At 63.1% G+C, this 16544-nt stretch carries 22 protein-coding genes and 1 pseudogene; 12 read left to right on the top strand and 11 right to left on the bottom strand.

Annotation, left to right across the window (positions count from 1 at the left end):
* Window positions 1–411, bottom strand: a complete 411-nt coding sequence (locus L6D80_RS20985) for a putative toxin-antitoxin system toxin component, PIN family (RefSeq protein ID WP_004574518.1) — start codon at window positions 409–411, stop codon at window positions 1–3.
* Window positions 411–650, bottom strand: coding sequence for a ribbon-helix-helix domain-containing protein (locus tag L6D80_RS20980; RefSeq protein ID WP_004574517.1), 240 nt, complete (start codon window positions 648–650; stop codon window positions 411–413). The genes L6D80_RS20985 and L6D80_RS20980 overlap by 1 nt, the downstream gene beginning before the upstream one ends.
* A 201-nt stretch (window positions 651–851) precedes the next feature.
* Here L6D80_RS20980 and L6D80_RS20975 point away from each other — a divergent pair, with 201 nt between their 5' ends.
* Entirely contained in the window at window positions 852–1778 is a 927-nt protein-coding gene (locus L6D80_RS20975) for a recombinase family protein (RefSeq protein WP_004574516.1), read from the top strand.
* On the opposite strand, the gene L6D80_RS20970 is transcribed toward L6D80_RS20975, so the two are convergent.
* The 4 genes from L6D80_RS20970 to L6D80_RS20960 all read right to left on the bottom strand — a co-directional run bounded on the left by L6D80_RS20970 (window position 1732) and on the right by L6D80_RS20960 (window position 4249).
* Window positions 1732–1989 (bottom strand): replication initiation protein, encoded by a 258-nt coding sequence (locus L6D80_RS20970; protein WP_079392336.1) that lies wholly within the window; start codon window positions 1987–1989, stop codon window positions 1732–1734. The genes L6D80_RS20975 and L6D80_RS20970 overlap by 47 nt on opposite strands.
* Window positions 1982–2269 (bottom strand): helix-turn-helix transcriptional regulator, encoded by a 288-nt coding sequence (locus L6D80_RS30385; protein WP_073656513.1) that lies wholly within the window; start codon window positions 2267–2269, stop codon window positions 1982–1984. Before L6D80_RS30385 ends, L6D80_RS20970 begins: the two co-directional genes overlap by 8 nt.
* A 770-nt stretch (window positions 2270–3039) precedes the next feature.
* Complete coding sequence (locus L6D80_RS20965; protein ID WP_021703084.1) at window positions 3040–3681, bottom strand: DUF1109 domain-containing protein; 642 nt, start codon at window positions 3679–3681, stop codon at window positions 3040–3042.
* Window positions 3668–4249: a sigma-70 family RNA polymerase sigma factor gene (locus L6D80_RS20960; RefSeq protein WP_034011917.1), complete on the bottom strand. Its 582-nt coding sequence runs from the start codon at window positions 4247–4249 to the stop codon at window positions 3668–3670. The genes L6D80_RS20965 and L6D80_RS20960 overlap by 14 nt, the downstream gene beginning before the upstream one ends.
* A 215-nt stretch (window positions 4250–4464) precedes the next feature.
* Here L6D80_RS20960 and L6D80_RS20955 point away from each other — a divergent pair, with 215 nt between their 5' ends.
* From L6D80_RS20955 to L6D80_RS20945, 4 genes and pseudogenes are all read left to right on the top strand, one after another.
* Complete coding sequence (locus tag L6D80_RS20955; RefSeq protein WP_021703082.1) at window positions 4465–4737, top strand: BufA1 family periplasmic bufferin-type metallophore; 273 nt, start codon at window positions 4465–4467, stop codon at window positions 4735–4737.
* Window positions 4738–4943: 206 nt separating this feature from the next.
* Window positions 4944–6020 (top strand): annotated as a pseudogene (locus tag L6D80_RS30380) (methyl-accepting chemotaxis protein); the annotation flags it as partial.
* Window positions 5994–6875, top strand: coding sequence for a methyl-accepting chemotaxis protein (locus tag L6D80_RS30375; protein WP_370649567.1), 882 nt, complete (start codon window positions 5994–5996; stop codon window positions 6873–6875). The pseudogene L6D80_RS30380 and the gene L6D80_RS30375, both read left to right, overlap by 27 nt.
* A gap of 40 nt (window positions 6876–6915) precedes the next feature.
* Window positions 6916–7806 (top strand): HD-GYP domain-containing protein, encoded by an 891-nt coding sequence (locus tag L6D80_RS20945; RefSeq protein WP_021703080.1) that lies wholly within the window; start codon window positions 6916–6918, stop codon window positions 7804–7806.
* A gap of 11 nt (window positions 7807–7817) precedes the next feature.
* Here L6D80_RS20945 and L6D80_RS20940 read toward each other — a convergent pair whose 3' ends face one another.
* Window positions 7818–8459 (bottom strand): DUF1109 domain-containing protein, encoded by a 642-nt coding sequence (locus tag L6D80_RS20940; protein WP_021703079.1) that lies wholly within the window; start codon window positions 8457–8459, stop codon window positions 7818–7820.
* A gap of 342 nt (window positions 8460–8801) precedes the next feature.
* On the opposite strand from L6D80_RS20940, the gene L6D80_RS20935 reads away from it, so the two are divergent.
* Genes L6D80_RS20935 through L6D80_RS20920 form a run of 4 tightly spaced genes read left to right on the top strand, consistent with a single transcriptional unit; the run spans window position 8802 to window position 11154 of the window.
* Complete coding sequence (locus L6D80_RS20935; protein ID WP_021703078.1) at window positions 8802–9074, top strand: BufA1 family periplasmic bufferin-type metallophore; 273 nt, start codon at window positions 8802–8804, stop codon at window positions 9072–9074.
* Between the two features lie 18 nt (window positions 9075–9092).
* Window positions 9093–9926, top strand: a complete 834-nt coding sequence (gene bufB, locus L6D80_RS20930; protein ID WP_021703077.1) for an MNIO family bufferin maturase — start codon at window positions 9093–9095, stop codon at window positions 9924–9926.
* Entirely contained in the window at window positions 9923–10678 is a 756-nt protein-coding gene (locus L6D80_RS20925; protein ID WP_021703076.1) for an HvfC/BufC N-terminal domain-containing protein, read from the top strand. Before bufB ends, L6D80_RS20925 begins: the two co-directional genes overlap by 4 nt.
* Window positions 10679–10689: 11 nt before the next feature.
* Complete coding sequence (locus L6D80_RS20920) at window positions 10690–11154, top strand: DoxX family protein (protein ID WP_034011916.1); 465 nt, start codon at window positions 10690–10692, stop codon at window positions 11152–11154.
* Between the two features lie 142 nt (window positions 11155–11296).
* Here L6D80_RS20920 and L6D80_RS20915 read toward each other — a convergent pair whose 3' ends face one another.
* Together L6D80_RS20915 and L6D80_RS20910 are read right to left on the bottom strand one after the other, a co-directional pair.
* Window positions 11297–12004: a glutathione binding-like protein gene (locus L6D80_RS20915; protein WP_021703074.1), complete on the bottom strand. Its 708-nt coding sequence runs from the start codon at window positions 12002–12004 to the stop codon at window positions 11297–11299.
* Entirely contained in the window at window positions 12001–12615 is a 615-nt protein-coding gene (locus L6D80_RS20910; protein ID WP_034011914.1) for a TetR/AcrR family transcriptional regulator, read from the bottom strand. Before L6D80_RS20910 ends, L6D80_RS20915 begins: the two co-directional genes overlap by 4 nt.
* 101 nt (window positions 12616–12716) lie before the next feature.
* On the opposite strand from L6D80_RS20910, the gene L6D80_RS20905 reads away from it, so the two are divergent.
* Together L6D80_RS20905 and L6D80_RS20900 are read left to right on the top strand one after the other, a co-directional pair.
* On the top strand, window positions 12717–13415 hold the full coding sequence (locus L6D80_RS20905) for a glutathione S-transferase family protein (RefSeq protein ID WP_021703072.1): 699 nt from the start codon (window positions 12717–12719) through the stop codon (window positions 13413–13415).
* 65 nt (window positions 13416–13480) lie between these two features.
* Window positions 13481–14155: a haloacid dehalogenase type II gene (locus L6D80_RS20900; RefSeq protein WP_021703071.1), complete on the top strand. Its 675-nt coding sequence runs from the start codon at window positions 13481–13483 to the stop codon at window positions 14153–14155.
* A 213-nt stretch (window positions 14156–14368) separates the two neighbouring features.
* Here L6D80_RS20900 and L6D80_RS20895 read toward each other — a convergent pair whose 3' ends face one another.
* The gene (locus L6D80_RS20895) at window positions 14369–14605 is read right to left on the bottom strand and encodes a DUF2798 domain-containing protein (RefSeq protein WP_021703070.1); all 237 of its coding nucleotides are present in this window, start codon (window positions 14603–14605) and stop codon (window positions 14369–14371) included.
* A 360-nt stretch (window positions 14606–14965) separates the two neighbouring features.
* Here L6D80_RS20895 and L6D80_RS20890 point away from each other — a divergent pair, with 360 nt between their 5' ends.
* A complete protein-coding gene (locus L6D80_RS20890) occupies window positions 14966–15712 on the top strand; it encodes an SDR family NAD(P)-dependent oxidoreductase (protein WP_021703069.1) in 747 nt (248 codons plus the stop codon).
* A 413-nt stretch (window positions 15713–16125) separates the two neighbouring features.
* On the opposite strand, the gene L6D80_RS20885 is transcribed toward L6D80_RS20890, so the two are convergent.
* Entirely contained in the window at window positions 16126–16326 is a 201-nt protein-coding gene (locus tag L6D80_RS20885) for a methyl-accepting chemotaxis domain-containing protein (protein ID WP_232481322.1), read from the bottom strand.
* Between the last annotated feature and the right edge of the window lie 218 nt (window positions 16327–16544).

Genomic DNA, 16544 nt, shown 5'->3' with positions numbered 1-16544 from the left:
TCACAGCACCTCGGCGCAGAACACGGCGGGCGTGACAATCCGCGTGCGTTCGATGTGCCCGCGTTGCAGCAGGCCGGCGCGGCGATCACCGGTCACCAGGTAGTCCGCATCGCCTGCCAGGGCCATGGCCAGCAGAAACGAGTCATCCGGATCATCGGCTTCGACCTCGATGGTCAGACGCTCCAGTACCACAGCCCGTTGCAGGTTATTGATCATGGCTCCCACTTTGGCGGGCTGAAGGATGGCCTGGAGCTTGGGGTAGCGGCTGGCTCGGCGGATTTCATCGAGCTGCATCCGCGAGGTCACTACCTCGAAACGCGCCGCCCGCCAGGCACGGTAGATCGCATCGGGCGCGCCATGCGGCGAGATCAGTGCGCTGAACAGGATGTTGGTATCCAACACGACCCGCATCAGCGCTTACGTGCCCAGTCGAGCGCTTCGTCAACCGCTTCGGTCAGCTCTGCCTCGCTCAGATGGGCATTAGCGGCCTTGGCCTGTTCGGCCGTCAGTTCCAGGATGTGGGCCCGCACCGCCTCTTCAATGAAGCGCGACAGGTCGCCTTTCCGGCCACCGCCCTGGCTGGCCAGAAACATCCGAAGCGACTGGTCGGTGTCGGCCGAGACGGCGACATTCCAGCGAATCGTATTCATGGCGTTCCCCGCTAGTAGGTGTTTGTGTGTTTATACGCCAATCACAAAGGGCTATGCAATGGTTCAAAAAAACCTTCGTTTTGCCGAACTTTAAGTGGACAGGAATCGGCTGGTTAACCTACCTGCGCTACGGTTCAAATAACTGGTACGCTTAATCAAAGTTCAACTATTACTAACGTAGTCGAGTAAACGGTACTTTTGATGAAGATCGGTTATGCGCGGGTGAGCACTCGGGATCAGAACGCCGACCTCCAGGTCGATGCCCTGAAACAGGCCGGGTGCGAACGCATCTATCAAGACATCGCCAGCGGCGCGAAAAGCGCCCGGCCGGAGTTGGACAAGTTGCTAGCCCATGTTCGAGCGGGCGACACCGTGGTGATCTGGAAGCTGGATCGCCTCGGGCGCTCCCTCAAACACCTGGTCGAGCTGGTCGGCGAGCTGGCAGAGCGCAAGGTCGGCTTGCAGAGCCTGAATGACCCAATCGACACCACCCACGCCCAAGGTCGCTTGGTGTTCAACCTGTTTGCCTCGCTGGCCGAGTTCGAGCGCGAGCTGATCCGCGAGCGGACTCAGGCGGGTTTGTCGGCCGCGCGGGCGCGGGGCCGGATCGGTGGCCGTCCCAAGGGCCTCCCAGCCAAGGCCGAGGCCACCTCCATGGCGGCCGAGACGCTGTACCGCGAGGGCCGCCTGAGCGTCAGCGCCATCGGCGAGAAGTTACACATCTCCAAGAGCACGCTGTACAGCTACCTGCGCCATCGTGGTGTTGAGATCGGCGCACACCAGAAGAGCGCCCAGCCGCGAGGTCAGCAACGCAATGTCGCGTCGCCGGCAGAGCCCGCCGCCGAGCAGGTGGCCACCGTCACGCTGCGCCTGGCGGTGGTGAACAACAGCAAGTTCGTTCGCGGCCGGAAACGGGCCAAGGAAAATATCGAGCGCTACTGCTTGGAGCCCTACAGTATGAAACGGCTGGAGTCGGGCAACTACGAACTGGCCATTCCGTATCGGAGCGACGATGAGCTGGACAAGACCGTGCATGACTTGCTGACCGAGATCAGCCAGGAAGCCGACATGCGCAACTGCTTTATCGAAGCCGATGCCTGGGAAGAAGGCTCTGAACGGCGCTGGTAGGGCTTAAGTGCACTTTCTGTTCCATTGCTCCCCAAACCCCATCATACAACTCTGCAAAATCATGAGCGCAAACCCGAATAGGACGAGGTAACGGTTTTCTGGGATCAATCTGACTAATAGCAGCCAAGACTAGGCGATGTTCATTGAGAGTTAATCTATAGCTTGCTGCGATCAGGCTATTGGACTTTGTGACCTTATGGCACTTATGCATAAGTGCCTCCTCGCTGAGTCATTCGCTCGGACTTCCGAGGTCGACCAGGCTTTCGTTTTGCGACAGGCCCAGCAGAGTCAATTAAGTCGAGTTGAACAACATGCAGCTGCAGCCAACTCTCAACATCCGCACGACGCCACAATAGTCTGCCTGCACCAGGAATGCGGCAAACAGGAGGCAAGCGCGAGGGATTCTTTGAATGCTGGTTTTTGATGGTGCCGGTAGACCGGCCTAGGATCTCAGCGAGATCAGTAACGGTGAGAAGCTTTTCGAGCGACATGATTCATCCTCGCCCGACCAGAAGGTCAGGTTTGGATGGGTCCACGGCAGCGCTGGTGATTGAGCAAGTGGAACTGCTGCTTCAGTTCCAGGATGCGATCATCCAGACGCGGGGTTGTACCCACAGTCGCCCACGCTTTCCTCCGCACCGCGCCGATTATTTTCCGGCCCCATCAATGCCGGTAGCTTGGTGTCAATCAGGCGATTACCCCCGAGAGAGGGCATCCTTTCTTCCGTGACAGTCTCGTCCGCTTACTACTGCCACGGTGCCGGGCCGAGGGACCCTGCTAACCTTCATCGGCTGCCACACCATTAACAGATAGTGGGGGGCCTCAGGCCAGGGCATTTCTCGTACCTCGCCGGCGCGTTCGTATTCAGACTAATCATTGGCAGTCATCCGCGCAACCACCATGGCACACTTTTGTCACACTGAAGCTGTGAATAATGATGATTCAGCGTGATCGACGATTATCGAGAGCGCCGACGCAGCCCAGGGAAATAAAGGGATTTAACGCTTACAGGCTGTACTTTAAGGCCCCGGCATGACGCCAGGCTTTGCAGTTGCACTGCAAAGGCCCGACGGGGAAGGTTTCGCGGATCAGCTGGGGAGGCGTGGGTTGCATCGGGGTTCCTGCGGGTGGGTGGTGGTTTCTGGCAGGTGCAAAGGGTGAGCCCAAGGGGCGGCGTCATTCAAGCCCTGCCGCCGTGTTCATCGCGCCTGCGCAGCCCCGGCGCCCTGGCCCGGCAGCAGGTGTGCGCCGGGCGGGTTCGTTACCAGCGCAGCAGGTAGGGGCCGACGATAGCGCCGAACAGGGCGGGCAGCAGCATGCCGGACAGGTACCAGACGCCCCAGAACGGTACCTCCATTTCCGGGCAGTGCAGGCAGTAGGCCAGGGTTGCGGTGGAGCCGGCAAGCAGGCCGCCGCCTGCGCCTGCCAGGCGCAGACGGGTCGGGGCCAGGCCACGCAAGGCCCAGAACACCGAGATAAAACCCGGCACGGAAAGCATCGCGATGTTGAATGGGCATTCTTTCCAGCTTATGCCCAGCAGCATGGGCATGCGTGCCTCGGTCGGTGCTTGCCACAGGGCCGCTATCGCGGCCAGCCACACAACGATGATGGGCAGACACAGCGACGCCCAGGCCGCACCGCCTTCGACACCCGGCCGAGCCAGGCGCGTGGAAAGCCACAACGAGCCCAGGGCGAGACTCCCGGGCAAGGCGAGCTTGGCCCAGAACACCGGTGTGCGCGCCACTTCGGCCAGGTCTGGCCGCACCCCGAAATACAACGCCATCAGCACAACTGCCGCGACACCGCCGACGAGCAGTGCCAGGGCGAAACGCTTGGCCATGGCCAGCCTGTCCATTGCAGGCTCACCCGCAGCAAGCATGGAAATCAGGTCATCCGTTTTCATGGCTCTGTTTACCTCTGATCACCATCGCCAGCGCTTTCAGGCCGCGATGGATACCTACCTTGACCGCAGAACTGGAAAGACCGGTCAGTTGAGCCGTTTCCTCTACCGAACGGCCTTCCAGTTTCACATGAATGATGGGCAGACGCTGACGCTCGGGCAGGTGCTGTAACAGCTTGCCCAGATCACGCCGGGCCTCCGCCGGGCGGCTATCCTCCACCTCGAACATGTCTTCGTCCAGCGAATCGGACAGCGCATCGCGGCGGGCGAACGCACGGAAGTGATCGGCCAGCTTGTAGCGGGCGATCGCCTGCACCCACACGGTCAGCGGCTGTTCGGCGCGATAGGTGTGCCTTGCGTTGTGCACGGCCAGCAGTACCTCTTGCAACAGGTCCTCGACCTCTCCCGGGCGCTGCGCCAGGCGTCGGCGAAGGAAACCGCGCAGGTGCGAACTGAGCGCGGTGAGGAATTCGCGGTATGCGGCCTCGTCGCCAGCCAACCCACCCAGAAGCAATGACTGCAGGCGCTCTTCGCGCGTGGCCATGACCTCATAGCTTGTAGTTCGCTCCATTGGCCGCCTTAGTTACACCGCAGGTGGATATTTTTCATTGAGCCCAGACTGCATCATATCGGCCGCAACGCCAAAGGTTTCAATCGGCGCAGGTGCACCGAAAGAAATCTCAACATTTTTCTGCCGCGCTGTAACCGTATCGACTGCTACGACGAATTACCTGTCGGACCGTCACACCGAGCTGACGGCCATCCAGTCCATTACGGAGATATGCCATGAAAAGCATCGCCCTCGCTACCGCCGCACTCGCCCTCGCCTCCATTGCATCCACCGCCATGGCCGACAACCAGGCCACGCCAAGCGTGGAAAAATGCTACGGCGTGTCCCTGGCCGGCAAGAACGACTGCGCCGCCGGTGCCGGCACCAGTTGCGCCGGCACCTCCAAGGTCGACTACCAGGGCAATGCCTGGAAGAACGTCCCGGCAGGCACCTGCACCTCGATCAAGACCCCCAAGGGCATGGGTTCGCTCACGCCGATCAAGTCCTGACCCACGGGGTTGCCGACCACGCCCGCACGGCACCGATGCGTGGCGTGGCCGGCGCACCGCTTTAGCACCGCCTGCCCGTCACCACGCTGCGCCCATGCAGGCCGCAGCCCGGCGGGATGCAAGCACCAACGTTGTGTATTCCCTGACGCCTTGCCGATACGACAGGCAACGCGCCAGGCCGTTTCAACGATCAGGGAGCGTTCAGCATGTTCGCCGTAGTGGGTCGGTTCTTCGGTAAGTCAGTCCATGGCAAATTGACCCTGGGCTTTGGCGCGGTGCTACTGCTATCGATCACGCTGTCCGGGATCGCCCTGCGCAGCATCAATCAATTGACCGACCGCAGCGAAGCGCTGGTCGAGAGTGCCTCTCTCGCCACCCTGATCGCGGCGGTTCGCCTCAAGGAAAACGAATTCGACCGCAATGGCCAGAGCAGTGCTGCCCAGGCCTACACCCGCGAGGTCGAGAAGCTGGGTGCGCGGGTGAATGAAATCCGCGCCAGCCTGGGCCCCGAGGCCAGCGAAACCCTGGATCACATCAGCGCCGTGGCGGGAGACTACGAACAAGCATTCGACAAGCTGGTAACGGCACGCCACCAGGCGACAAGCGCAGAAAAGGCCATGCTCCCCGCCATCGAGGCCATCGAGCAGCACTTCGGCAATGTCCGCCAGGCACTGTTTGACCTGCTGCCGGGCGGCGACCCGCAGAGCATCGAGCGGGCGCGCATGATCGTTGAGCTCGAAACCATCATTTCCCGGCTGCGCGAGCAGGTCCAGAGCTACATCGCCCGCCCCACAGCCGAAGGCGAACAGCGGGTGGCCCAGACCGCCGACAGCATACGCAATCGCGGCAATGAACTGTGGGAGCGGCTACCCAACGACACCCTGCAGGCGCAACTGGTGGAAGGGTTGCGGGCCGTGCTGGCCTACCAGGACCGGGTAAAGGAGTTGCAAAGCAGCGTGAGCCAGAGCGAATCGGTGAAGCAGACCCTGCTCGCACACTCCGAGGAGCTGCAACGACTCGCCACGATCGCCTACCAGCAACAGGTGCAGGGGCGCGATACCGATGTGCGCTCCGCCCATGGCGAACTGCTGGTGGCCCAGGCACTGGCATTGCTGCTGGGCCTCGGCGCCGCCTGGCTGATCACCCGGCAGATCGTGCCGCAACTGCATCGGGCCCTGGCCCTGGCACGGCACATCGCCGCCGGGGACCTCACCGGCAACCTGGACCATCGCCTGCACGATGAACTGGGTCAGTTGATGGATGCCATGCGGGAAATGGCGCGTCATCTCAGGCAGATCATAGGCCATATCGGTGCGAGCACCGAACGCCTGACGGTATCGGCGACCGACCTGTCGGGCGTGGCGACCCGCAGCAGTGCCGGGCTCAGCGACCAGCGCCACCAGACCGAACAGGTGGCGACGGCCATGGGCGAAATGGTCGCCAGCGCCCGGCATGTGGCCGAGGACGCGCGCCAGGCCTCACAGTTGGCGATCACCACCGAAGCCCGCAGCGTCGAGGGCGACCGGGTCATCAGAGAAGCGGTCGAGCAATTCGAAGCCCTGGCCAGCAATGTGCAGGTGTGCAACCAGGCCATGGCCCGCCTGCGCCATGATGGCGAGCGCATCAGTGGTGTACTCAACGTGATTCGTGACGTCGCCGACAAGACCAACCTGCTGGCGCTCAATGCCGCAATCGAAGCCGCCCGCGCCGGTGAATCGGGGCGCGGGTTCGCCGTGGTCGCCGATGAAGTGCGGGCGCTGGCGCAGCGCACCCAGAGTTCCACGCGGGAAATCGAAGCGCTGGTCCATGCCCTGCACACCGGCACCCAGGAAGCCACCACGCTGATGGAGCGCAGCGAAAGCATGAGCCACACCAGCGTGCAGCTTGCGCACAGCGCCGGGCATGTACTCGAGGAAATCCGTGAGTCGGTGGCGTCGATCCAGGCGGCCAACCAACAGATCGTCGTCGCCGCAGACCGGCAGACACAGCTTTCCGAGCATATCAACGAAAACATCACCACCGTGCGCAGCATCACCGAAAACTCGACCAAGGCGGGTGCTCGCATCGCCTCGGCCAGCCAGGAGCTCTCCAGCCTGGGCGCAGAACTGAACGAGCTGATACGGCACTTCACGTTCTAGGCATTCGACTGAAACCATACGGCCCGACCAAGGAACGCCTATGAACATTCTCCACTTGCTGGGCAAGCGCCCCGCGCGCCCTGTCATCGACGAAGCCTTGCTGTCCAGCCTGCTGACGCTGGCCTGGGTCGTGGAAGCCCGCGATCCCTACACCGGCGGCCATCTCTGGCGCGTTGCCCAATACTGTGCGCTGCTGGCCGAAAAAAGCGGCTTCGCACCAGCGGAGGTGGCGCGCCTTGCCCTGGGTGGTTTCGTTCACGACCTGGGCAAGGTCGGCATCCCGGATGCCATATTGAGAAAGCCCGGCCCGCTGAACGATGACGAATACGCGGTGATCCGCACGCACCCGGAAATCGGCCGGCGCATGCTCGAAACCCATCCGATAGCCGCGCTGGTGATGGATGCCGTGGCCTCGCACCACGAAACCCCAGACGGCAGCGGTTATCCCCACGGGCTCGGCGCAGCGGATATTTCCACGATGGCCGCCATTACCGGTATCTGTGACGCCTTCGACGCCATGACCAGCTCCCGCGCCTACCGCCCGGGCATGCCGCTGGACAGGGCGCTGGGCATCATCGGTCAGAACCTCGGCACGCAGTTCAATACGCACTATGGCCGCCTGTTCATCGAACTGGGGCACGAGGGCCTGCTCGACGCCGTAATGGGGCATACCGACGCGGGCATTCCCCTGCGTCGCTGCGCGATGTGCGGCCCTACCGTGGTCCTACAGCAGGCTCACGTCGAGGGCGATCATGTCTTCTGCCCTTCGTGCGCCAGCGGCTACGAGTTGGTTCGCCCCACCCCGGACGCTGCCCTGGCACTGCGTGCAACCGGGCAAACCGGCAGCGCGGACGACCTTGCGCCCCAACCCGATACCGACCTGCTCGCCCGCCTGGCCCGGCAATTCAGCCCGGCCCGTGGCCCGGCCTGAGCCGACAGCCCCTACCAGCGCAACACACAACGCCCCAGCAACGCCCCCAATGCGGTGGGCAGGGCCATGCCCAGCACATACCAGACGCCCCAGAACGGCACGGTCATTTCCGGGCAGTGCAGGCAATAGACCAGGGTGGCCAGCGTACCGGCCAATGCACCGGCACCCGCCCCGGCCAGGGGCAGCCGGGTGGGCGCCAGGCCGCGCAGCGCCCAGGAAAAGGCAACGATACCGGGGAGCGAGAGCAGCAGGATCTTGAACGGGCAACCCTTCCAGGTTCTACCCAGGGTCAATGGCAAGCGGGCGGCCAGCGGTGCCTCCAGCAGGGTATAGGCACTGGCCAACCACAGCACCAGCAACGGTATGCACAGCATGACCCAGGCGCCGCCGACCCGCCCGCCCGGACACGCGGTGCGCCGCGTCAGGTACAGCGCCCCCGGCAGCAACGCGACCGGCAACGCCAGCTTGGCGTAGAAAAGCGGCAAGCGAGCCACCTGCGCCAGATCGGGACGTACCCCGAACAGCAGGGTCATCAGCAACGCGGCCCCCAGGACACTGACCACCAGCGCCAGGGCAAAGCGCTTGCCGAACAGGTGCTTGTCGACCGCCGGCACACCGGTCGCCAGCAGGGTAATCAGCTCGTCAGTCCTCATCGTCCAACTACCTCTGCTACCCGATGCCAAGCGGGCCTTGGCACCAGCGGGCGCCCGGCCATCGAAGCCATGTGCGGCCGAGCGCGGTGCCGTTGGCACCGGCCAGGCCCTGTGGAGGTAGTTCGCTGCCAAGGGGGTAACGGTTACAGCCTGGGTGAATTTTCCCGCGCTGTAGCACCAGGTGGTTGCGCCCCCGGGGCATGGGCAGGCGTCAAGGCGGCGAGCGTGAGCACGTCGAAGGAAATATTCGATGTGCTGTAACCAAGTGCGCCGCCAGAGCGAATTACTGGTCGGACCGTCACGTTGCGCTGGCGGCCATTGAGCCTCTCACGGAGATACACCATGAAAAGCTTCGCCCTCGCTACCGCCGCACTCGCCCTCGCCTCCATTGCATCCACCGCCATGGCCGACAACCAGGCCACGCCAAGCGTGGAAAAATGCTACGGCGTCTCCCTGGCCGGCAAGAACGACTGCGCCGCCGGTGCCGGCACCAGCTGCGCCGGCACCTCCAAGGTCGACTACCAGGGCAATGCCTGGAAGAACGTCCCGGCAGGCACCTGCACCTCGATCAAGACCCCCAAGGGCATGGGCTCGCTCACGCCGATCAAGTCCTGAGCGCAGGCGCCGCCGATCATGCACGCTCCTATGCCACTGGGTGCCGGCCTTGGTTTGAAGGCCGAGCACTACGACGCCGCCCGGGACTGCAGCGCAGCCGGGCTGTGGTTTGAGGTCCACCCAGAGAACTACATGGTTGGCGGTGCTCGCCTGGCCCACCTGGAAGCGGTGGGCGAACGGCATCCGCTGTCGCTGCACGGGGTCTCCCTGTCCCTGGCGGCGGACGCCGCCCCCGACCCGACGCACCTCCAGCGCCTGCGCAGGCTGGCAGACCACGTGCGACCGGCGCTGGTATCCGAACACCTCGCCTGGTCCACCTGGCGCAATCACTATTACCCGGACCTGTTGCCATTCCCGCGCAGCCACGAGGCCCTGGTACGCATCGCAGACAACATACAGCGTACCCAGGATGCCCTGGGGCGCAGCATTGCCATCGAAAATCCCAGCCATTACCTGCACCTGGACGGCCACGACTGGGATGAAATCGACTTTCTCACCGAGCTGACGCAGCGCACTGGTTGCGCCCTGCTGCTCGACATCAACAACGTGCACGTCAGCGCGCACAACATCGATTTTGATCCGGCCGCCTACATCGATCGCTTCCCGGGCCAGGCCGTCGCGGAGATTCATCTGGCGGGGCACAGCCATGACGCCGGCGGTGCGTTGCTCATCGACTCCCACGACGCCCCGGTCGCTGACCCGGTCTGGGCCCTGTATCAGCGCTTGATCCAGCGCATCGGCCCGCGCCCGACGCTGATCGAGCGCGATGACAACGTACCCGCGTTCACGGCATTGCTCGGCGAACGCGCGCACGCCCAGGCCATGCTCGACCGACTGGGAGCGACGCAATGATCAGACGTCTCGAACACTTCCAGGACGCCTTCATCGAGGCCTTGCAGGTACGTGCCGCCCCGGAACTGTCCGCCCTCACCGCGCAACCCGGCTTTCAGGTGTACCGCAATACCGTACTCAAGGGCTGCGTCGAGGCGCTGTGTGACAACTTCCCCAGCGTCGAACGCCTGGTCGGCCGTGACTGGCTGCGCGCGGCGGCGGTCGTTCATGCCAACGCCTGCGCACCAAGCGATGCCCGCCTGATCTTCTACGGGGCGGACTTTCCCGCGTTTCTCGCGGCCTTCGAGCCGGCCCGGGAGCTGCCCTACCTGGGCCCGGTGGCCCAACTCGACTACCTGTGGATAGAGGCCTTCTGTGCCGTGCAGGAGCCCGCGCTGGAACTTGCCAGCCTGGCCGGCGTGTCGCCCGAGGCACTGGCAACCTGTCACCTGCGCCCGCGCGCCAGCGCACGCTGGCGGTGGTTCGACGAGCAACCGATCTACAGCCTCTGGCGCTGCAACCGCGAAGGGGTGGACCTGCCTGACAACCTGCCCTGGCAGGGCGAAGGCGCTTTGCTGGTGGGCCATTGCGATGGCGTCACCTGGCACGCGCTCGAACCCGCTGGCTGCGTGTTTCTGGACGCCTGCGCTGCCGGACACGATCTGGAGCGGGCCTCGGCCCTGGCCTTGCAGCGGCAAGGCGACCTGGACTTTACCGACCTGCTCAGCCGCTTGCTGGGTGCCCGCGTGTTCTCTCCCCTTGTTCTTGCATGAAGGAAATAGCCATGGATATCACCCAGCCGTCGTCCAACAACAGCCGCGCCACAGTGCGTCAACGCTGGGACCAGGTTGCGACCTGCTTGATCAGCGACTCGACGCTCAGCCTGGTGGCGCGCATCAGCGTTGCGGCGATCTTCTTTCTCTCGGGGCGCACCAAGGTCGAGGGGCTGTTGACCATCACCCCCGGTACCTATGAGCTGTTTCGTAGCGAATACGCCCTGCCGCTGCTGTCACCGCACCTGGCCGCCCACCTGGCGACCTATGCCGAGCATGTGTTTCCGCTGCTGCTGATCGTCGGCCTGTTCTCGCGCCTGTCTGCCCTGGCGCTGCTGGGCATGACTGCGGTCATCCAGGTATTCGTCTACCCCGATGCCTGGCCAACGCACCTGTCCTGGGCCGGATTGCTGCTGGTCATCATCGGCCGGGGCGCCGGGGCGTGGTCGCTGGACAGGCTGCTGCGCATTCGCTGAATGCGACTGGCGCAGGCAATGCTGTGCGCTTCAGGTCGTGGGCGCTCCGTGCCCCTCTACCGTTTATGAGAGAGGGGCAGGAACCGAGGCCCACGGCTGAATGCATCAAGGCTATTACGGCAGGTACGGCAGGCTCAGGGGCTCATTGCCCGGCCGGTACATTGCCCGCCGTCTGCCCGAAGAGGATCTTCTTGCCCGCCTCGGTCACCGTCGGGCGGCTGGAGAACGGCTCACCCCTGGCGTAGGCCCTGACCGTGGCCGGGCGCTGGGCGATGGCCTCGAACCAGCGGCGCACATGGGGGAAGTCGTCGAGGTTCTGCTGCTGGTTCTTCCACGGCACGATCCAGGGGTAGCACGCCATGTCGGCAATGCTGTACTGCTCGCCGGCAACGAAGGTGCTGTCCGCCAGGCGACGATCCAGCACGCCATAGAGGCGGTTGGTTTCGTTGACGTAGCGGTTGATCGCGTAGGGGATCTTTTCCGGTGCATAGATCCCGAAATGATGGTTCTGCCCGGCCATCGGCCCAAGCCCGCCCATTTGCCAGAACAGCCATTCCGTCACCGTCTTGCGGCCACGCAGGTCGGTGGGCAGGAACAACCCGGTTTTTTCCGCCAGGTACAGCAGGATGGCGCCGGATTCGAACACCGTCACTGCTTCCCCGCCATCGGCCGGCGCAGTGTCGATGATGGCGGGCATGCGGTTGTTCGGCGAGAACGCGAGGAAATCGGGCTTGAACTGGTCGCCCGCGCTGATATCCACCGGGTGGATGCGGTAGTCCAGGCCGGCCTCTTCCAGAAACAGGGTGATCTTGTGGCCGTTGGGTGTTGGCCAGTAGTAGAGCTCGATCATCGTTGGTGGTCCCCGTGAAGGTTCAAGTGACTGTCAAGCAGGGTCAGCGCTGGCCGTACCATGCCTTCGAGCAGTTCACGCTCCGGCCGCGTTCGGGCCAGGACGCGAACGCCCAGGAGAATGCCCAGCAGCAGGCGCGCCAGATCGTCCGCCGGCTGCGCGCAGGTAATGGCGCCGCTGTGCTGGCCGGCCAGCACGCAGCGCCGGAAAAAGGCCTCGATCTGTATCAGGACAGCAGCCACGGCGCGCTGGAAGTCGGGGTCGTCCGGTGAGGCCTCAAGGGCGGAATTCACCAGCATGCAACCCTTGTGCTGGGGGTCGTTGAGCGAGCGTTCGAGTATCTCGTCGAAGAACGCCCCGATGGCCTGGCGCGGCGGCAGGACGCCTTCGAATCGCCGCACCCGGTCGGCAAAACCCTCTTCGACGTAATGGTCCAGCGCACGGCGATACAGCGAGCGCTTGTCGCCAAAAGCGTTGTACAGGCTGGCACTGGTCAGCCCCATGCCCTGGGCCAGGTCACGCACCGAAGTGGCCTCATAGCCACGGGCCCAGAAACATTGAACGGCTGCATCGAGCACCGCCCTCTCATCGAACTCTCTTGGCCGAGCCATCCGTACTCCCATTGCCAGGCCAACACAGGTGTTGCCCTTTTTCTGTAGACGGCCCTATTCTAGATCGAACGATCTAAAACACAAGACAGGACCCCACCCGCATGATTCATTTCTACTACCACCCCACGCCCAACCCGGCCAAGGTCGCCCTGTTTCTGGAAGAAACCGGGCTGCCCTACCAGCTGGTTCCTCTCGATACCGGCAAGGGCGAACAGCACACCGCGCAGTTCCGGGCCATCAACCCCAATGGCAAGGTCCCGGCCATCGTCGACAGCGAAGGCCCCGGTGGCCGCGAGGCACGGGTGTTCGATTCGACCGCCATCCTGCTCTACCTCGGCGAAAAGACCGGGCAGCTCATGGGCGCGCCGACCGACAAACCCGAACTGCTGTCGTGGCTGATGTTCATCGCCACGGGTATCGGGCCGTTCTCCGGCCAGGCCGTGCACTTCCAGTATGCCGCGCCGGAGAGCATCCCCTATGCAATCAACCGTTACCGGCGCGAAGCCGAACGGCACTACCAGGTGCTGGATGAGCACCTCGCCGGGCGCGACTACATCGTGGGCGACAGCTACACCCTGGCGGACATCTCAGCCTGGGGCTGGATCGACCGTGCCTCGCGCGTGCTCAAGGGCGAAAGCGACCCGCTGGCCGCCTACCCCAACATCCAGCGCTGGTTCCAGGCCATCGATGCGCGCCCGGCGGCGGCCCGTGCCCGTGAAGTGGGCAAGGACCACGCCTTCAAGAAAGACCTCGACGAGCAGATGCGCCGCGCGCTGTTCCCCTCCAACTACCCGGCGTAAGCCTCACCGGGTCAGCGTGCCCAGCGCACGCTGACCCCCGGACACGATCCCCAGAGAGGTGTGGCATGCAACCCATTGAAGGCATCGTTTTTGATCTCTACGGCACGTTGTACGACGTGCACTCCGTCGTCCAGGCCTGCGAAAGCGCCTACCCGGGCCAGGGTGAGGCCATCTCCCGCCTGTGGCGACAGAAGCAGCTCGAATACACCTGGCTGAGCAGCCTCATGGGCCGCTATGCCAGCTTCGAGCAACGAACCGAAGAAGCCCTGCGCTACACCTGCAAGCACCTGGGGCTCGCCACGGATGAAACCACTCTGCGGCAGCTCGGCCAGGCCTACCTGCACCTGGCTCCCCACCCGGACACGACCGCGGCCTTGCGGCGGCTGAAAGCAAGCGGCCTGCCCATGGCCATCGCCTCCAACGGCTCGCACCACTCCATCGAGCAGGTCGTCAGCCACTCGGACATGGGCTGGGCATTCGACCACCTGATCAGTGTCGAAACGGTCAAGGTGTTCAAGCCGGACAACCGCGTCTACAGCCTGGCCGAACAAACCATGGCCATCCCCAGGGACAGGCTGCTGTTCGTCTCGTCCAACAGTTGGGATGCGACCGGCGCCCGGCACTTCGGCTTTCCGGTGTGCTGGGTCAATCGTCAGGGGGCCGTGTTCGATGAATTGGGCGCCACCCCGACCCGTGAAGTACGTGACCTGGGCGAGATGAGCGACTGGCTGCTCGATTGAAGCTGTCCGCGCGAACGGCGCCCATGGATGATGGCCGGGGCGCCGTTCGGGCCAGGGCTGCTAGTGAACAAGGCGAATGCCGTCGATGCGTACCTGTTCCCCAGGCGAGAAGGCTTGCCCCGGCGTACGGAAACGCTCGCGAGTGCCGTCATCGTTTTTCACCCTGTAGGCGTTTTCACTCAGGCCCGCCGATGCCATCGCTGCGCGGTGGGCTCAGAGGTTGTCGCTGTCGGTCAGGTAATTGACCAGGCGCCGAAGCCAGGGCGCGATCAACAGCACCACCGGAATCATCATCAGCCAGGACAACACCCAGGCCTTCGACCAGTGCCCCATGAACCGTTCCACGGGAAACAGCGGACGGCTGGCAATTGCCGAGGCAATCGCACAGGTAATGGCCGACTGCAACAACGCAAAAAGATGGTGCCCGTGGCGTTTCGATAGCTTGATCACTGTACATGCCCCCTGGTTACGGGAAGCGCGCCATGCGCCTCCGCCTCGATGCCCTCAACGCGTGAACGCCACAAAGGCGCCTGGCATGGCTGTTATCCTGCCGCGAATGCGCACAGTGGTTTTATCCGTCCGTGCAGAACATTTTACCGATTGTCCCCACTGCGCATTCTATGCGGAACGAGCCTGGAGGCAATGCGCTCGCCTGGCCGGGTCATCGCGACCACCGATGAGTCACCGCGACCACAAAAACTCCAGGTCATAACGACAACAAAAATCACAACCTACTGTTTTTAAACAACTTATATACTGGCATGGTTTGTGTTCAGCACAGTGCTCACCCACTGAATGCAAGGACAAACCATGCAGCACAACGAATTCGACAATCGCCTGGCTGTGGTCACCGGTGCCAGCTCGGGCATCGGTTACGCGTTGACGACCGGCCTGCTCCAGGCCGGGGCCAGGGTGTTGGCCATGAGCCGTCACCAGGGTGAGCTGGGGGCTTTGCAGGAACACTACGGAGAACGACTGACCTGGCTTGAAGGCGACATCAGCCGCGCCGACGACCTCGCCAGGCTGGCCCGGTATGCGCACACCCTGGGCCCGATACACTACCTGGCCCCCAATGCCGGGATCGCCCAGTTGGCCGATGGCCTGGATGCCGCAGCCTTCGAGCGGCAATGGGCCGTCAATGGCGCGGGCGCGCTCAATACCCTGGCCAGCCTGAAAGCCCACCTGGCCCGCCCAGCCTCGGTCGTGTTCACCGGCACCTTTCTCTCGCAGGCAACCTTTCCCGGCCTCGCCGCCTACATTGCCTCCAAGGCGGCCCTGAAAGCCTTTGCGCGCAACCTGGCCGTCGAGCTGGCAGCCGACGACATCCGGGTCAACATGGTATCGCCAGGGCCCACGGCAACACCGATCTGGGGCACCCTGCAACTCAGCGACGACGCGCTGGCGGCGGTGGCCAAGACAGTGGAACAGCGTTTGTTGAATGGGGCATTTCTCGAACCCGCCATGATCGCCGACGCCATGCTGCACCTGCTGTCGCTGGGCGCACGGGGCATCCACGGGCAGGACCTGATCGTCGACAACGGCTACACCCTGCGCTGACCATGGCATGCGCCGGCAGGGCATATGCCCTGCGGTGCATGTTCATCGCAGCAAGGCCGCCATCAGGCGGCCGTCAGGCGCACTCAGGCAAACTGGCTGAACGACATATTGTCGTCCACATTATTGCCGGTACTGGCTGTGGTCGGACCACCCACCAGTTGGCCGCCCCAGGGATTGCTCTTCGGTTCGCCCTCATTGATGGCGACCTGCGAACGCTCCTTGATGGGGGAACCGCAGAATTCGGAAAAAATCGTACGCTAAGCTAACGGTGTTCTCGTGACAGCTCTTTGACTAGGCTTTCTAAGGCCATTCTGATAGCCCTGACTTCCTGAAAAGCCATGGCTAAAATTTGTGCGGCTAAAAGGGATAACCGATGGTAAAGTAAGTTATCCCTGTCGAGATACTGAAAAGCGTTATCCTCGTTTTTCCCAAAACTGTTTTGCCAGTTCGCTCAGAGCGCTAGTTAACTGAGCGACAGATTTCGCACTTTGCAAATTATTCTGCCCGGTCTGTACATTGGTATCAGCAGCATCGCGTATATTGTTAATACTGCGGTTGATGTCTTCACTTACTGCTCCCTGCTGCTCGACCGCAGTCGCTATTTGCGCGTTCATGTCGGTAATTTCGTTAACACGTTGGCCAATTCCATCAAGAGCTGTAGCTGCTTCCTCTGCGTGAGCTACACTCGTGTGCGCTTGCCGACTAGGCGGCCTCAGGTTCCAAGTGCAACAGTCAGTTGATAATGTTGAGCCGATTGGTTGCCAGCAGTTGCAGATGATCCGTCAACACTTCAACAGGGAATTTCCAGCCCAATGTCTGACGAGGTCGGGTG

This window comes from Pseudomonas ceruminis (genome assembly GCF_021602025.1).
GTDB classification, from domain to species: Bacteria; Pseudomonadota; Gammaproteobacteria; order Pseudomonadales; family Pseudomonadaceae; genus Aquipseudomonas; species Aquipseudomonas ceruminis.
This window is presented reverse-complemented; position numbering and strand designations above follow the sequence as displayed.

Coding starts and splice junctions, on each gene's coding strand:
- L6D80_RS20905 (WP_021703072.1), top strand. CDS start 12,717: ATGATTCATTTCTACTACCACCCCACGCCCAACCCGGCCAAGGTCGCC.
- L6D80_RS20955 (WP_021703082.1), top strand. CDS start 4,465: ATGAAAAGCATCGCCCTCGCTACCGCCGCACTCGCCCTCGCCTCCATT.
- L6D80_RS20985 (WP_004574518.1), bottom strand. CDS start 411: ATGCGGGTCGTGTTGGATACCAACATCCTGTTCAGCGCACTGATCTCG.
- bufB (WP_021703077.1), top strand. CDS start 9,093: ATGCACGCTCCTATGCCACTGGGTGCCGGCCTTGGTTTGAAGGCCGAG.
- L6D80_RS20885 (WP_232481322.1), bottom strand. CDS start 16,326: ATGAACGCGCAAATAGCGACTGCGGTCGAGCAGCAGGGAGCAGTAAGT.
- L6D80_RS20925 (WP_021703076.1), top strand. CDS start 9,923: ATGATCAGACGTCTCGAACACTTCCAGGACGCCTTCATCGAGGCCTTG.
- L6D80_RS20960 (WP_034011917.1), bottom strand. CDS start 4,249: ATGGAGCGAACTACAAGCTATGAGGTCATGGCCACGCGCGAAGAGCGC.
- L6D80_RS30385 (WP_073656513.1), bottom strand. CDS start 2,269: ATGTCGCTCGAAAAGCTTCTCACCGTTACTGATCTCGCTGAGATCCTA.
- L6D80_RS20940 (WP_021703079.1), bottom strand. CDS start 8,459: ATGAGGACTGACGAGCTGATTACCCTGCTGGCGACCGGTGTGCCGGCG.
- L6D80_RS20965 (WP_021703084.1), bottom strand. CDS start 3,681: ATGAAAACGGATGACCTGATTTCCATGCTTGCTGCGGGTGAGCCTGCA.
- L6D80_RS20915 (WP_021703074.1), bottom strand. CDS start 12,004: ATGATCGAGCTCTACTACTGGCCAACACCCAACGGCCACAAGATCACC.
- L6D80_RS20890 (WP_021703069.1), top strand. CDS start 14,966: ATGCAGCACAACGAATTCGACAATCGCCTGGCTGTGGTCACCGGTGCC.
- L6D80_RS20945 (WP_021703080.1), top strand. CDS start 6,916: ATGAACATTCTCCACTTGCTGGGCAAGCGCCCCGCGCGCCCTGTCATC.
- L6D80_RS20900 (WP_021703071.1), top strand. CDS start 13,481: ATGCAACCCATTGAAGGCATCGTTTTTGATCTCTACGGCACGTTGTAC.
- L6D80_RS20935 (WP_021703078.1), top strand. CDS start 8,802: ATGAAAAGCTTCGCCCTCGCTACCGCCGCACTCGCCCTCGCCTCCATT.
- L6D80_RS20975 (WP_004574516.1), top strand. CDS start 852: ATGAAGATCGGTTATGCGCGGGTGAGCACTCGGGATCAGAACGCCGAC.
- L6D80_RS20980 (WP_004574517.1), bottom strand. CDS start 650: ATGAATACGATTCGCTGGAATGTCGCCGTCTCGGCCGACACCGACCAG.
- L6D80_RS30375 (WP_370649567.1), top strand. CDS start 5,994: ATGGATGCCATGCGGGAAATGGCGCGTCATCTCAGGCAGATCATAGGC.
- L6D80_RS20970 (WP_079392336.1), bottom strand. CDS start 1,989: ATGCATAAGTGCCATAAGGTCACAAAGTCCAATAGCCTGATCGCAGCA.
- L6D80_RS20910 (WP_034011914.1), bottom strand. CDS start 12,615: ATGGCTCGGCCAAGAGAGTTCGATGAGAGGGCGGTGCTCGATGCAGCC.
- L6D80_RS20920 (WP_034011916.1), top strand. CDS start 10,690: ATGGATATCACCCAGCCGTCGTCCAACAACAGCCGCGCCACAGTGCGT.